This window comes from Enterococcus sp. C46 (genome assembly GCF_040887565.1).
Lineage (GTDB): Bacteria > Bacillota > Bacilli > Lactobacillales > Enterococcaceae > Enterococcus_B > Enterococcus_B lactis.
On record NZ_JBFOGA010000003.1, the window covers coordinates 96,369 to 108,947 of the forward strand.

Annotated in this window: 14 protein-coding genes, 2 pseudogenes and 1 riboswitch; of the genes and pseudogenes, 6 read left to right on the top strand and 10 right to left on the bottom strand. The window is 38.1% G+C overall.

Going from position 1 to position 12,579, the window contains the following annotated elements; genetic code table 11:
* The first annotated feature begins 36 nt into the window (after positions 1-36).
* Positions 37-1,236 (top strand): YdcF family protein, encoded by a 1,200-nt coding sequence (locus tag AB3I27_RS06065; RefSeq protein ID WP_025477212.1) that lies wholly within the window; start codon positions 37-39, stop codon positions 1,234-1,236.
* A 26-nt stretch (positions 1,237-1,262) separates the two neighbouring features.
* On the opposite strand, the gene AB3I27_RS06070 is transcribed toward AB3I27_RS06065, so the two are convergent.
* The 4 genes from AB3I27_RS06070 to AB3I27_RS06085 form a co-directional block, all read right to left on the bottom strand.
* Entirely contained in the window at positions 1,263-2,531 is a 1,269-nt protein-coding gene (locus AB3I27_RS06070) for a voltage-gated chloride channel family protein (RefSeq protein WP_025478139.1), read from the bottom strand.
* Between the two features lie 55 nt (positions 2,532-2,586).
* Positions 2,587-2,653, bottom strand: a riboswitch (Fluoride riboswitch).
* Between the two features lie 41 nt (positions 2,654-2,694).
* Positions 2,695-3,342, bottom strand: a complete 648-nt coding sequence (locus AB3I27_RS06075; RefSeq protein ID WP_002336521.1) for a FusB/FusC family EF-G-binding protein — start codon at positions 3,340-3,342, stop codon at positions 2,695-2,697.
* Positions 3,343-3,750: 408 nt separating this feature from the next.
* Complete coding sequence (locus AB3I27_RS06080) at positions 3,751-4,254, bottom strand: HD domain-containing protein (protein WP_002291751.1); 504 nt, start codon at positions 4,252-4,254, stop codon at positions 3,751-3,753.
* Positions 4,255-4,376: 122 nt separating this feature from the next.
* Complete coding sequence (locus AB3I27_RS06085) at positions 4,377-5,141, bottom strand: TrmH family RNA methyltransferase (RefSeq protein WP_368022940.1); 765 nt, start codon at positions 5,139-5,141, stop codon at positions 4,377-4,379.
* A 107-nt stretch (positions 5,142-5,248) separates the two neighbouring features.
* Between AB3I27_RS06085 and AB3I27_RS06090 the strand changes: the two genes are divergently transcribed.
* Both AB3I27_RS06090 and yidC read left to right on the top strand, forming a co-directional pair.
* Positions 5,249-5,524, top strand: a complete 276-nt coding sequence (locus AB3I27_RS06090) for an acylphosphatase (protein ID WP_002289551.1) — start codon at positions 5,249-5,251, stop codon at positions 5,522-5,524.
* 544 nt (positions 5,525-6,068) lie between these two features.
* Positions 6,069-7,019 (top strand): membrane protein insertase YidC, encoded by a 951-nt coding sequence (yidC, locus tag AB3I27_RS06095; protein WP_002291748.1) that lies wholly within the window; start codon positions 6,069-6,071, stop codon positions 7,017-7,019.
* 178 nt (positions 7,020-7,197) lie between these two features.
* On the opposite strand, the pseudogene AB3I27_RS06100 reads toward yidC, so the two are convergent.
* Positions 7,198-7,326 (bottom strand): annotated as a pseudogene (locus AB3I27_RS06100) (tagatose-bisphosphate aldolase); the annotation flags it as partial.
* 82 nt (positions 7,327-7,408) lie between these two features.
* On the opposite strand from AB3I27_RS06100, the gene AB3I27_RS06105 reads away from it, so the two are divergent.
* The 3 genes from AB3I27_RS06105 to AB3I27_RS06115 all read left to right on the top strand — a co-directional run bounded on the left by AB3I27_RS06105 (position 7,409) and on the right by AB3I27_RS06115 (position 9,595).
* Positions 7,409-7,603, top strand: a complete 195-nt coding sequence (locus AB3I27_RS06105; RefSeq protein WP_002285758.1) for a hypothetical protein — start codon at positions 7,409-7,411, stop codon at positions 7,601-7,603.
* Complete coding sequence (gene tnpB, locus AB3I27_RS06110; protein WP_368022920.1) at positions 7,593-7,946, top strand: IS66 family insertion sequence element accessory protein TnpB; 354 nt, start codon at positions 7,593-7,595, stop codon at positions 7,944-7,946. Before AB3I27_RS06105 ends, tnpB begins: the two co-directional genes overlap by 11 nt.
* Before the next feature lie 101 nt (positions 7,947-8,047).
* Positions 8,048-9,595: an IS66 family transposase gene (locus tag AB3I27_RS06115; protein WP_002296127.1), complete on the top strand. Its 1,548-nt coding sequence runs from the start codon at positions 8,048-8,050 to the stop codon at positions 9,593-9,595.
* An 81-nt stretch (positions 9,596-9,676) separates the two neighbouring features.
* On the opposite strand, the pseudogene AB3I27_RS06120 reads toward AB3I27_RS06115, so the two are convergent.
* From AB3I27_RS06120 to AB3I27_RS06140, 5 genes and pseudogenes are all read right to left on the bottom strand, one after another.
* A pseudogene (locus AB3I27_RS06120) lies at positions 9,677-10,072 on the bottom strand (glycosyltransferase family 32 protein); the annotation flags it as partial.
* Positions 10,073-10,099: 27 nt separating this feature from the next.
* Positions 10,100-10,591 (bottom strand): PssE/Cps14G family polysaccharide biosynthesis glycosyltransferase, encoded by a 492-nt coding sequence (gene pssE, locus AB3I27_RS06125; protein ID WP_278023341.1) that lies wholly within the window; start codon positions 10,589-10,591, stop codon positions 10,100-10,102.
* On the bottom strand, positions 10,591-11,040 hold the full coding sequence (pssD, locus tag AB3I27_RS06130) for a PssD/Cps14F family polysaccharide biosynthesis glycosyltransferase (protein WP_278023342.1): 450 nt from the start codon (positions 11,038-11,040) through the stop codon (positions 10,591-10,593). The genes pssE and pssD overlap by 1 nt, the downstream gene beginning before the upstream one ends.
* 13 nt (positions 11,041-11,053) lie before the next feature.
* On the bottom strand, positions 11,054-11,743 hold the full coding sequence (locus AB3I27_RS06135; protein WP_123837932.1) for a sugar transferase: 690 nt from the start codon (positions 11,741-11,743) through the stop codon (positions 11,054-11,056).
* Positions 11,744-11,805: 62 nt separating this feature from the next.
* Complete coding sequence (locus AB3I27_RS06140; protein ID WP_368022941.1) at positions 11,806-12,570, bottom strand: tyrosine-protein phosphatase; 765 nt, start codon at positions 12,568-12,570, stop codon at positions 11,806-11,808.
* Positions 12,571-12,579: the final 9 nt, after the last annotated feature.

Consider the following 12,579-nt stretch of genomic DNA (forward strand, 5'->3'; position numbering starts at 1 on the left):
TTTCGTTATACTGTATAAGAAAAAGGAGTTGAATTTATGAATCTAACCAGAGATCTGATTTTTTTGGTTCTCTATCTTATTGGGGTATTCTCCATCGTTTATTGGCGAAAACAGAAAAAGGATCCTTCCTTGTTCTTTTACAGCAGTACGTGGACATTTGCGGTAATCTTGACTTATTTTGTCGTGTTGGAAATTTTTTATTCGACCTTTTATTTTTTGATTCCCTTAGTGTTTTTCAGTATCTTTGCCTTTTCCTATTTTTCAGAAAAGCGAAGGCTGCTGAATGGTCTTTTATTCAATGTTTTCCTCATTAGTTTTGGTATCTACTTGTTTGTCTTGCTATACGAAACACAAAATATTTTTCTTGGCGGACTGATTGCCTTGATCACGATCCCGTTACTGCTTGTCTTTCTATTCGGCATTTATGGATTGATCGTTTTTCTTTTTTGGAACGGTGTCACAGTTTTACGTAGAGAGTCGCATTCATTAGCTAATCTTTTAACGTTGATACTAGCCATTTTTCTTACATTGTTTCTTGTTTTTGACTTTTTCTTGTTAAAATATTTACCACAATGGATAAATGCTTTGTTTTTCTGCATCCCATTGATCTTGATCTATCTATTTATCGTATTCTACAACTTTTTGACTGTCTCATTCTTGTATCAGTTCAACCGCCCTCGATACAACCAAGACTTCATCGTTGTGTTAGGCGCCGGGTTGATCAATGGAGAAACAGTTTCTCCTCTTCTTGCCAAGCGAATCAATAAGGCGATTGCTTTTTATTGGGCACAAAGCCGTGCGACATTAAATCCGCCTATCCTATTAATGTCGGGTGGACAGGGAGCAGACGAAAAAGTACCAGAAGCAATGGCGATGAAACAATATGCCATGGAACAAGGAATTCCTGAAAGAGATATTCTTGTCGAAACCAATTCGACAACCACTTTGGAGAATATGCGCTATTCAAAGGAAATCATGGATCAGCAAATGAAAGGGCCCTATCGCGCGATCTTCAGTTCCAACAATTACCACATTTTCAGAGCTGGTCTCTATGCACGACAAGCGAAACTGAAGGCAAATGGCATTGGGGCAAAAACAGCTTTCTATTACTTGCCTAACGCGTTTTTAAGAGAATACATCGCCATCTTGATGATGAACAAAAAAAGACATATGATCATTTGCGGATTGCTTTTCGCAGGTTCCGCATTCTTATCACTGATCACTTTACTTTTCTAAAAAACCAAGGTGTGACAAAACATATGTCACACCTTGGTTTTTTCTTTTATTCTCTTGACGATTGGCAAGAATAGTATTCCTTTTTTGACGGCTACTTGCTGTGCAGAATAAATACCGCTGTTTCCTGAACACATAAAGCTGATCAAGCAGATCATAAAGAAGTAAACAGCAGCTTGTGAACCAAATAATTCGATTCCCATCACAAAACAGGCAATCGGTGTATTTGTCGCACCAGAAAATACCCCGATAAAACCTAATCCAGCAAGAAAAGGAACAGAAACATGGAGCAAAGGCGCTAGTACTGCGCCAAGCGTTGCACCAATCTCAAATAGTGGTGTCACTTCTCCCCCTTGGTACCCCGCACCTAAAGACAAGACCGTGAAGAATAATTTCCCAATAAAATCATAAGCATGTGCCTGTCCATTAAATGATTCCTGCAGTAACGGAAGACTCAACCCAAGGTAACGTTGTGTTTGCAAAATCAACGCTGCGGCTACAACTACTGCTCCACCTATCGTATTTCGCCAAACAGGATGAGGAATCCATTGCGCATACCGCGCTTTTAAAAAGACGATCGAACGGCTGAATACCCAACCAATCAAACCAAAAGCAATCCCAGCAACAAAAACTTTGAAGAACAGCAACATACTCCATTCAGGAATCACACCCATTTGGTAATGTAGATGAGAAACACCATAGCTTTCTGTCATGAAATTTGCAAAAAGCGCAGCAAAGAAGCTAGGAAATATTGCTTCTGTTCGGACTTTACCGATTGCCAACACTTCTAATCCAAATAATGTTCCAGCTAAAGGTGTGCCAAATACAGAACTAAAACCCGCACTGATTCCACTGATAACCAAAATCTCCCGTTCTGCTTTATCCAATCGGAATAAATGCGCTATATTATCAGCTAATGCTCCCCCCATTTGAACTGCTGTTCCTTCACGACCAACAGATCCCCCAAATAAATGGGTAGTGATGGTCCCAAACAAGGTCAATGGAATGAGCCGCAAAGGGATCTTCTCTTCTCCTCCATTCCCTTGATCGATCACTAAGTTATTCCCACGACTAGAAAGACCGCCATGATACGCATAAAGATAAGCAAAAAGCGCGCCGCTGACTGGCAATAGATAAAGTAGCCAAGGATGTGCTAGTCGGATATCTGTCACGAACGTCAGGCTATTTAAGAAAAAAGCAGACAAGCTCCCCATGAATACTCCGAGAATCGCTGTGACCACCAGCCACTTCAACATGTACATCAAAATACGCACTGGACTCGGTAATTGTTTTTCCATAAAAAATTCCTCCTCAAATAAAAAAACGCCTACTAAAGAAAGGGGCTGGCCCCAGACTTTAGTAGGCGTCATTAGCTATCTTACGTTAGCATTTAAAGGCGAACACCATCACCTATTCACTTCCATTAAAAGATAGCATATTTTTCTGTAAAAAACAATAAAATTATCGTTCTTTCTTTACACGTTCAGCAAATTCATAGAAAGGAGCCAATTTCGTTAACTGTTGATTACATTGATCACTATCATGACAAATATAATTCCCCTTTTTCGTATACGTGCCATCAGAACCGGCTTTCGTTGTAGAAAGAAAGAGCGAGACATTCGATGTTTTCTGACAGATCGCACAGATTCCCTTATTAATCGTTGGTGATAAAGTACCGCTGATCCCTTTTAATTTTCCATCTTCGTAATAAACCATGAATTTTTTTTGCGTCCCTGGATCATTCCAACCGATGTACGTATGTGCTTGCAAGTCGATTTCATTCCAAGCGGGTTGTTTGAGTTTTTTCACTTTTCGGAATAATTTCTCGATTTGTGGTTTGCTCGGCTGCATAAACGGCTGGACGATTTGCTTCAGCTCCTCCAATGCTCGTTCTGCTTGCGTTTTTGTCAGTTTTACATCTAAAACTGTCGTTAAAAACGTATCGATTTCTGGTGGTTCGTAACCTAATACATCGCGAATCTTTTCAGCTGCTAGAGCCTGAACCGTTTGTACCGTTTTTGAGTCATTGACAGATGAGTACGCATTTAATAACTGCTCTACTTCTCTTTTTATAAAAAAATATTGATATGGTTTCATTGTTTGTTCCATGATTTTAAAGTCCTTTCTTCTAACCAAAGTGCATACTTTGTAGAAAAAAGTGATCTTCTGCAAAGTATGTGTTACCTGAAGATCCCGGACTCTTTTAAATAAGATACGTTTTGCATCTTATCATCACCCCCTTTAATGTTCATTCTTCTATGTACATGATTCATTCGATAAATAAAAGTAAACCGTATCTTGAGCAGATAGTCAACTGCAAACAGAAAAAGGACTGTGACAAAAGTCGTGTCAAAGTCCCTTTCTATAAACAAACGGTGTTCCAGAAGTAGCTTCTTCGAAAAATAAGCCGGAATTTCACAAAAATTTGAGAAGCAATTTTCGTAAATTCCTTCTTATTTCTTGAAGCTGACCCACTTCTGGCACAACCTCAATATGGTCTATTATTGGTTTTACCTGTTAAATCGAGGATTCTTTTCCGAAGTAACGTTGCCATCTCTTACGCATACTTGCTGACATAGGCTGAGCGGCTTCTTTGACTGCGCAGTATTTGTCTACGAATGTTACGATATATCCTTCTTTGTACTTAGGCGGTGCAATCGTTGCGCCCCACATGTGCTTCAAAATGATATCTCGCTCAAGATCCGACAATTCGGTGATCTTTTCTGCATTCTTTACAGCGATTCTTGGATGGATATACGCATGTGTGCCTTCATCAAATTTCGTCGTACGCCAATCATAGTAGAACAGATCGTGCAAAAGTCCAGCACGCGCTGTTGCTTTAGCATTGCCACCCCATTTTTTTGCGAGCAGATAACTATAGTAAGAAACACTGATGGAATGCTCCAAACGAGTGGAATGAACATGCTGTGTGTAATTCGCTAATTTTTTCACTGCTTCTGTTTCTAAAAGATCTTCTACATAAGACATATATTCTTCGTCTTCACGCCATTTTTCTGTCATAATTATCGATCTGCCACCTTTTTGAATTTCATTTTCTTCTGAAATTGATCTAAGTATACCACCAGTGTTCGGATTATTCTAGTCGCCTTGGATAAAATAGCCAAAGCTTAATAGTTCCTTAATCATAAAGAAAAATGATAAAGAACAATCCCTGCCGCAACCCCAACATTCAACGATTCCGCATTTCCTTTCATCGGGATATATACGTTCTGATCAGTCAAAGACAAGATTTCCTGACTTACCCCCTGACCTTCGTTCCCCATGATTATTGCGAAGTTATCTGATTTTTCTACTTTGTCTAATGCGTGTGCTTCTTCATTTAATTCTGTGCCATACACTGTAAACCCTTTGTCTTTCATTAAAGGAATCACTTCTGTCAAATCTTTTTGCAACACAGGCAAATGATAATTGCTTCCCTGCATGCTGCGCAGCACCTTTGTACTATAAATATCTGCCGTTCCTTTGCCTAATAAAACACCAGCCATATCAAATGCATCTGCCGTACGGATCATCGTCCCTACATTTCCAGGATCTTGTACATTATCTAATAACAGCCATCCTCCTGAAAAATCTGGCGTGCCTTCAGCCGTTAACGCCATCACTGCTAAGATTCCTTGTGGTGTAGGTAGATCCGATACAGCATCCATGACCACATCCGAAACTAGAAAAGTAGAAATCTCTTTGTTTGCGGCCAGCCAGTCTCCCCATTCTTTCATGCCTCGCTGTGTCACAAAAAGTTCTTTTATTTCTGCATCAGACGACGCAGCTTCTTCAATCAGATGGAACCCTTCCAAAAGATATTCTTCCTTTTCTTCCCGATATTTCTTTTTATGTAGTTTTTTTAATTCTTTGATTCTTGGATTTTTTGCTGATTGGATCTCTTTCACATTCCTCACCTCCCCATGATTATATCATGGAATAGGTGCTTGAGCTTGTTTCATCCTAAAAAAATCGGTATCATTAATTTATAAAATAGGAAAGAAAGGTGACGAACATGCGCAAAGTTAAAATGAACGTCCAAGGACGCGTCCAAGGCGTAGGATTTCGCTACATGACCAAGATGGTCGCTGATCAACTAGGCGTGACTGGAACGGTAAAAAACGAAGACGACGGCTCAGTCACAATCGAAGCAATCGGCAATGACGACATCATCCAGAAATTTATTGAAGAAGTCAAGAAATCACCGAGCCCAAGTGGACGAGTGCAGTATGTGGATGTCCAAGAAGACCCGATGATTGAGGAACGAAAGAAATTTGATGTGGTGGGATAAGGTTGTGAAAAAGCTGGTCTGCATCAAGCATTAAGGACAGGTTGTGAAAAATAGCTCTCCATATTTTTCAACAGGCTGGACTTAATGCCGTAGATGCAAGCTTTTGAACACCGTCGATAAGGTTGTTTTTGAGGCGCTTTGCCTCGAGTATTAAGGAGAAACATTTTCAAAATAGCTTCTCATATTTTGTTAATACCGAGAAACTGACTTTTGAACACCGTCGATAAGGTTATTCTTGAGGCGCTTTGCCTCAAAAATTAAGGACAGCAGTGAAAAAGCTGATCTATCACTTGCAGTGAGTTCATTTGACTCCGCTTTTTCGGGCAGAAAAAAAGTTTTTAGTTTATTAAAGTAAGAAAGAAACACTTGGAATCATTCTACTTTTTCCTAGTATTTCTTTCTTGATTTTTTGTCTTTTTTTCAAAATTTTCCGCTACGTAAAAGAACGAATATTTATATGAAATTTCTATGAAGTTGATTGAATTCCATGCGCTTTTTTAGTATAGTTAAGTTTGTGTAAAAATTATAGAAGAGGAAGTATTCTATGAATAAATGGAAAAACTGGTTATTGGGATCCGGACTTGTCAGTATCCTGCTCTTTTTATCTGGCTGTGTGCGGATGGATTCAAACGGAAACCCTGACACTTCGGGAATCGTTTATCGAGTACTCGTCCATCCTATGGGCCAAGCGATTACATATCTAGTTGAGAATTTCAATTGGTCTTATGGCTGGGCAGTTATTGCAATGACTGTGATCGTCCGTATCATCATCTTGCCACTAGGTATTAGTCAATCGAAAAAAACAATGATCCAATCTGAAAAAATGCAAGCGTTAAAACCACAAGTTGAAGCAGCCCAACAAAAGCTAAAAGCTGCAACAACACGTGAAGAACAAATGGCAGCACAAGCAGAAATGCAGCAAGTATACCGCGAAAACGGATTGAGTATGACCGGCGGAATCGGCTGTCTGCCTCTATTGATCCAAATGCCGATCTTCTCTGCCTTGTACTTTACGGCACGTTACACAGAAGGTATTCGTGAATCATCTTTCTATGGCATCGATCTAGGCTCACCAAGTATGGTACTTGTTGCCATTGCAGGGGTCGCTTATCTGCTTCAAGGATATATCTCAACGATCGGTATTCCTGAAGAACAGAAAAAGACGATGCGTACGATGCTGATCGTCTCTCCTGCTATGATCGTCTTCATGTCGATCAGTGCGCCAGCCGGTGTTACACTTTACTGGGTAGTCGGTGGTGTGTTCAGCTGTCTGCAAACATTCATCACAAACGTTATGATGAAACCACGTTTGAAAGCACAAGTGGCAGAAGAGTTGAAACAAAACCCACCAAAACAAGTCGTCACTCCAAGAAAAGATGTGACAGAATCAGCTAAACCAGCTGACAGCAAACAAGCAACCAAACAAATCAAGCAACCGAAAAACAGTACAAACAACAAAGGCCGCAATGCAGGAAAGCAACAGAAGCGGAAGTAGATAGTAAATAAGAGTGTAATAAAAATTCATTAACAGTTTTAGCAATTAAAAATATCGACCAAGATTTTTGAAAAAGAAATCTGGTCGATATTTTTATTTAAGTGAATGTTTAATTTGAATCATCGATTGATCGCTATCTAATTGCAGCAGCATCTTTTTATGAAGAAACAACTTTTTCTTATCTATCAACGTAGACAGGTGTTGCTGTTTCTTCTAATAGTGTACTTAATTCTTTAATATTTTGTTTTCCTTCTTCTAACATCCAACTACTCGCTTTTTCTTCGCCTTCGGTAACAAAAGGTGCTACGTAAGCGCCCCATAGAACAGTACCTTACTAACAAATGCACCTCAAGATATACTTGAGCTATCAAGAAGTCTGGAGGTTTTCTATGTATAAATTAAATGAGATTGTTCCTGTCCAATTAGGAAACGAAAAGAGTGCACCAGAAAAAGGTAAACCCGCGGCTGCCAAGTTAGCGATGCGCATCAAAAGAGAGAATGGTTCTGAAGTTTTGATCTATAACGGTATTAACAATTATATTCTTCAAGCTATTTTGAAAGAACTGTTGTCCAATGCTTTATGATTTACTTCAAACCAAACATATTTATATTGTGTGCGGAAAAACAGATTTGCGAAAAGGAATTGATGGTCTTGTCAGTCTTATTCAACAAGAGTATCAACTCGAGCTTTACGAAGATGCCGTTTTTTTATTTTGCGGGAACCGTCAAGACCGTTTCAAACTTCTCTATTGGGACGGTGATGGTTTTCTTCTCTGTTATAAGCGGATAGAAAACGGCAAGTTAAAATGGCCTCGGACGAAAGACGAAGTTCGAACCTTAACGAACCAACAGGTTCGATGGTTGTTAGAAGGATTAAGTATCGATCAACCTCGAGCTATTTTGCCAGGAAAAAAAGGAGTTTTTTAAGCTGGGGGGTTAACACAAAAAATGTGTTGAACCCCTATTTCTTGTGCGTTTCTTGTGGTATTCTGTAACAAAATCAGTTCGATTCAAGGTGGTGAAAAATTTTGGAAACTACAGATACGTTGCTTCAGTTGCTTCAAGAAGCCCATAAAACCAATCAAGCACAACAACAAACCATCCAGAATCTTACAACTGAAATCCAACTATTGAATGAAAAGGTCAATTATTTAACCAACAAATTATTTGGACGCTCTAAAGAGACTCTCTTTGAGGAAACGAATGGGCAATTGAATCTTTTTAGTGATGAAGAAATTTCTGTAAGTGTTCCAGAAGCAGCTGCCACCATTATTCCAGTAAAAGGACATCAACGAGTTGTAGGAACGAAAGCAGACAAAATCAAACACTTACCTATAACAGAGAAAGAACATCTCCTTCCTTTGGAAGAACAATTTTGTGAACATTGCGGTTCACAGATGAAAGATATCGGACGGACAAAAGTACGAGAAGAAATTCGTTTCCATCAGGCTATGTTGGATTGTCTCACCCATTATCAACATACCTATTGTTGTAAAAGCTGCGAAAAAGAAGGACTTTCTTCTTTTAAAAAAGCGATCGTTCCTAAACCTTTGATTTCTAATAGCTTAGGTTCCAATAGTTTAGTGGCGGAAACGATCCGGATGAAATTTGGTCAGAAAGTTCCTGCCTATCGGCAAGAGAACTATTGGAAACAAACACATGGGTTGGATATTTCGAGAGATAATATCACCAATTGGCATATTAAAGCAGTGCAAAACGCGTTAGACCCTTTAGGAGAACGATTAAGAGTCTATCTTAATCAAGAAGAGATTCTACACGGGGATGAAACAAGTTATCGTGTGATTGAAAGTGCCAAAACAGATACCTATTACTGGCAGTTTTGTACAGGAAAAGACAGTCAGCATCCCATCGTTTATTATCACCACGACGAAAGTCGTGCTGGAGATGTTCCGAAAACTTTTCTCAAGGAGTTTACAGGGTATTTACACTGTGACGGCTATAGCGGGTATAATGCCGTGGAAAGTGTACGACTTGTCTATTGTTTCGCGCATGTTCGGCGGAAATTTTTCGAAGCAATTCCAAAAGGAAAGAAAAACACGGATATTCCCGCAGCTCAAGCAGTCAAACAATTGGATAAATGGTTTGTCCTAGAAAAGAAATGGAAAGACTTTTCTCCTGAGAAGCGATTAAGCTGTCGGCAACAAGAACTGCGTCCATTATTTATTGCTTTTTATGAGTGGATGGCAACGATAGATCCTGTTGCAAAATCCAAGTTGGATGCAGCCGTTCAATATGCGTGTAAACTACGAAGTGGTTTTGAACCTATTTTTGAAGATGGTCGTTTAGAACTCACAAATAATCGTGCGGAGCGAAATATCAAAGAGCTGGTGATAGGACGGAAAAATTGGTTGCATTCCACAAGTCTTGAAGGAGCACGAACTTCAGGAATCATTCTGAGTGTATATAAAACAGCAGAACTTAACGGATTGAATCCTGTAAAGTATCTAGAGTTTCTATTTGATAAGATACCAAATCTTCCCGTACTTTCAGCAGAAACTTTAGATCAACTGTTGCCTTGGAACAAGGATGTACAACAACATTTTTCTCGTAACTAAAAACGCCAAACATTCCCGATTCTATTCTATAGGTCGGGTTATTTGACGTACAGGTACTGTTCTATGGGGCGCTTACTTATGTTCATAATATTTCATGTTCTCATATAAGAAATTGTTGCCTTTGACAGCACCAAAACCTAATCCAGTAGCGACTCTACCTGGTAACTCCATCCCCAAATAACAAGAATGATGTAAAAGATCATCTAATGGTCTAATCAGTTCTACATCTGTATCTAAATATATGCCACCATTATTATAAATAATATCCAATCGAGCGTAATCAGAAACAAAAGCATATTTTTTTGCTTTGTAAGCCTCAGCCATATAATCAATTTTGAATACATCATAATTTTCTTCATTCCACTCAATAATCTCATAATCAGGACAAAACAACTTCCATGATTCTATACATTTTTTTACTTCGTTTGGAAGTGGATTTTTTCCAAACCAGCAATAATGAATCTTCTTAGGTATCATACTTTAAAATTCCTCCTTCTCTAAAAATTATTTGATATCTAAACTATTTACAATACTTTCTAGTTTTTCACAAAACTTTAAATTATTACTATTTACCTTAATTTGTATATCATTTTTAGAATCATTTAATAAATTTAAGAGTTCATTAATCTCTTTAATTACATAAATATCATAGCCCTTTTTTTTAACTGCTTCAGCAAACTCTAATTGATGATCATTTACATGTTCACTAAACTGTTTTTGTCTAGGAACAACTATAGGTTTTTTTCCCTTTTTTAAAACGTTCATAAATGTAGAGGGGCCACCATGAGTGATTACTAAACGAGCTCTATCAATATATTCTTCCATCTGCTCATAAGATAAAAATTGTTGGAAATCACAAGCTTTAGGTATATAGTTGCAAAATCCAGTTTGCATGAAAATTTCTTCTGAAACCAATCTGCTTTCTTTTAATCTATCAATTTCTTTTATTAGACGATCAAATTGCTGTTCATGTGTTCCAACAGTCACAAATATCATTAAAATATACCTCCGAGATTAATTGCTTTTGGATACACTTTTTTCATCTCATCCCACTGCACAATAAATTTATCTGTCACAGGATATACTAATTTTCCAGTCAGGGTTGGCGCATCAATTCTATCAAAAACCTCAATGTAGATAGTTTTTGCTCCCATTAGTTTACCTAAATAGAAAAACGGAACTGCTACAGCCGCACCGGAAGATATGATTAAATCTGGTTTTTCTTTTAATAGTATTTTAATAGCGAGAAAAGAATTACGGATTAAGTTTATTACATTGCGATTTGTGGGATAATAGCATGAAAAAAAACGTTCATTTTTCAACATACTTCTCGAATCCTCTTTATCAAATGTCACCCAAAATCTTTCTTCTTTTTCCCAGAAATTTTTTAATAAATATAGGTGGGTCAGATGTCCCCCACTTGAACCTACTAAACAAATTTTCAATAACTTACACTCCTTAATATGCCCCATTCGGTTTTATAACGATCCAGATTGTCTTGATGATTAGTTTAAAATCATTCAATAAACTTTGATTAGTTATATATTCTAAATCTAAATCAACCATTGCATGAAAACTAACATCATTTCTACCACTAACTTGCCACAAACCTGAACATCCAGGTTTTACATACAAGCGTTGAAGATCATATCTCGTGTACTCAGCTACTTCCCTCTCCAAAGGCGGGCGTGGACCAATTAAACTCATATCTCCTTTTAAAACATTCCATAGCTGTGGTAATTCATCAATGCTTTTGGCACGGATAGCTTTACCTATTTTGGTGACACGGGGATCTTCTTTCATCTTGAACATTGCCCCTTCTATTTCATTTTGATCCAGTAACTCTTCCAATTTTTCTTCAGCATCTAAACACATCGAACGGAATTTATACATTTTGAATGTTTTTCCATTTTTACCAACCCGTGTATGACTAAAAATTATCGGACTTTTTGGTTCTTCTTTTCTTATTCGATAAGCTACATAAATCATCAAAGGAGAAGCTAGAATCAAACCAATAATGCTCCCCACGATATCAATCATTCTTTTAAAAAACAAGTAGACATACCGTTTTTCTACTTTTTCTTTATCCAACCAAACCTGATTTGGATGTACTTCACTAATGCGAGACAATAAATCTTCACTTTCCATACTTTCAGTCCCTTTCACTATTTCACTCTCTCCTCATTTCCATTTTATCTATGAATGAAGAACTAAAATAAACCAAACTTCTTCTTTTTTACCTCTTCATAGACTGGATAACTGATCTCATCCCCGTTGATCAGGTCCTTTGCGACTTGTTTCATCTGTGCTACTTTTTCCTTACCAAAGTCCTTGGCGATTTGCTCATAACATTCTTTTAAGTAAAAGGTGCGTTTAGAGACCCCATGGGCATCAGAGGCAGCCATTTGCACGAGGTTATGTTTGACCATCATTTTGGCTGTTTTCTGGATGTCTTTGCCAAATACACCGACATAACTTGGTGCGGTGAGTTGGGCCAAGCATCCCATATCTAGGAATGGCAGCAAATGATTCGTGTCTTTACGAAAATGCGCGTTGCGTTCTGGATGGACGATCACTGGTGTCTTTCCTAGTTGTAACAACTCAAAAAAGAGCTGTTCTGCATATAACGGCACTTCCAGTGTCGGAAATTCGATTAGAAGATATGTATCATCTAAATCTGTAAATAAAATTTCATCTCGGTGGATGTCTTCAATCAGTGTTCCGGTAATACGTACTTCTTGTCCTTCCAATAACGTCAAAGGTAATTGTCTTTTCTCTAATTCTGCTTGTAACGAAGCGACTAGAGAAATGACTTGGGATTTTTCATTGCTGTATTTTCCATTATTATGATGGGGTGTGCATAAAATATGTGTGATCCCTTGTTGAATCGCTTTTTCAGCCATGGCGATACTGGCATCTAAGTTTTCTGCTCCGTCATCGATTCCTGGCAAGATATGGCAATGTAAATCAATCATTTCTCTTGT

Bases quoted from the DNA above. Each gene is read 5' to 3' on its own strand.
- AB3I27_RS06065 (WP_025477212.1), top strand. From the start codon at position 37: ATGAATCTAACCAGAGATCTGATTTTTTTGGTTCTCTATCTTATTGGG.
- AB3I27_RS06070 (WP_025478139.1), bottom strand. From the start codon at position 2,531: ATGGAAAAACAATTACCGAGTCCAGTGCGTATTTTGATGTACATGTTG.
- AB3I27_RS06075 (WP_002336521.1), bottom strand. From the start codon at position 3,342: ATGGAACAAACAATGAAACCATATCAATATTTTTTTATAAAAAGAGAA.
- AB3I27_RS06080 (WP_002291751.1), bottom strand. From the start codon at position 4,254: ATGACAGAAAAATGGCGTGAAGACGAAGAATATATGTCTTATGTAGAA.
- AB3I27_RS06090 (WP_002289551.1), top strand. From the start codon at position 5,249: ATGCGCAAAGTTAAAATGAACGTCCAAGGACGCGTCCAAGGCGTAGGA.
- yidC (WP_002291748.1), top strand. From the start codon at position 6,069: ATGAATAAATGGAAAAACTGGTTATTGGGATCCGGACTTGTCAGTATC.
- AB3I27_RS06105 (WP_002285758.1), top strand. From the start codon at position 7,409: ATGTATAAATTAAATGAGATTGTTCCTGTCCAATTAGGAAACGAAAAG.
- tnpB (WP_368022920.1), top strand. From the start codon at position 7,593: ATGCTTTATGATTTACTTCAAACCAAACATATTTATATTGTGTGCGGA.
- pssE (WP_278023341.1), bottom strand. From the start codon at position 10,591: ATGATATTTGTGACTGTTGGAACACATGAACAGCAATTTGATCGTCTA.
- AB3I27_RS06135 (WP_123837932.1), bottom strand. From the start codon at position 11,743: ATGGAAAGTGAAGATTTATTGTCTCGCATTAGTGAAGTACATCCAAAT.
- AB3I27_RS06140 (WP_368022941.1), bottom strand. From the start codon at position 12,570: ATGATTGATTTACATTGCCATATCTTGCCAGGAATCGATGACGGAGCA.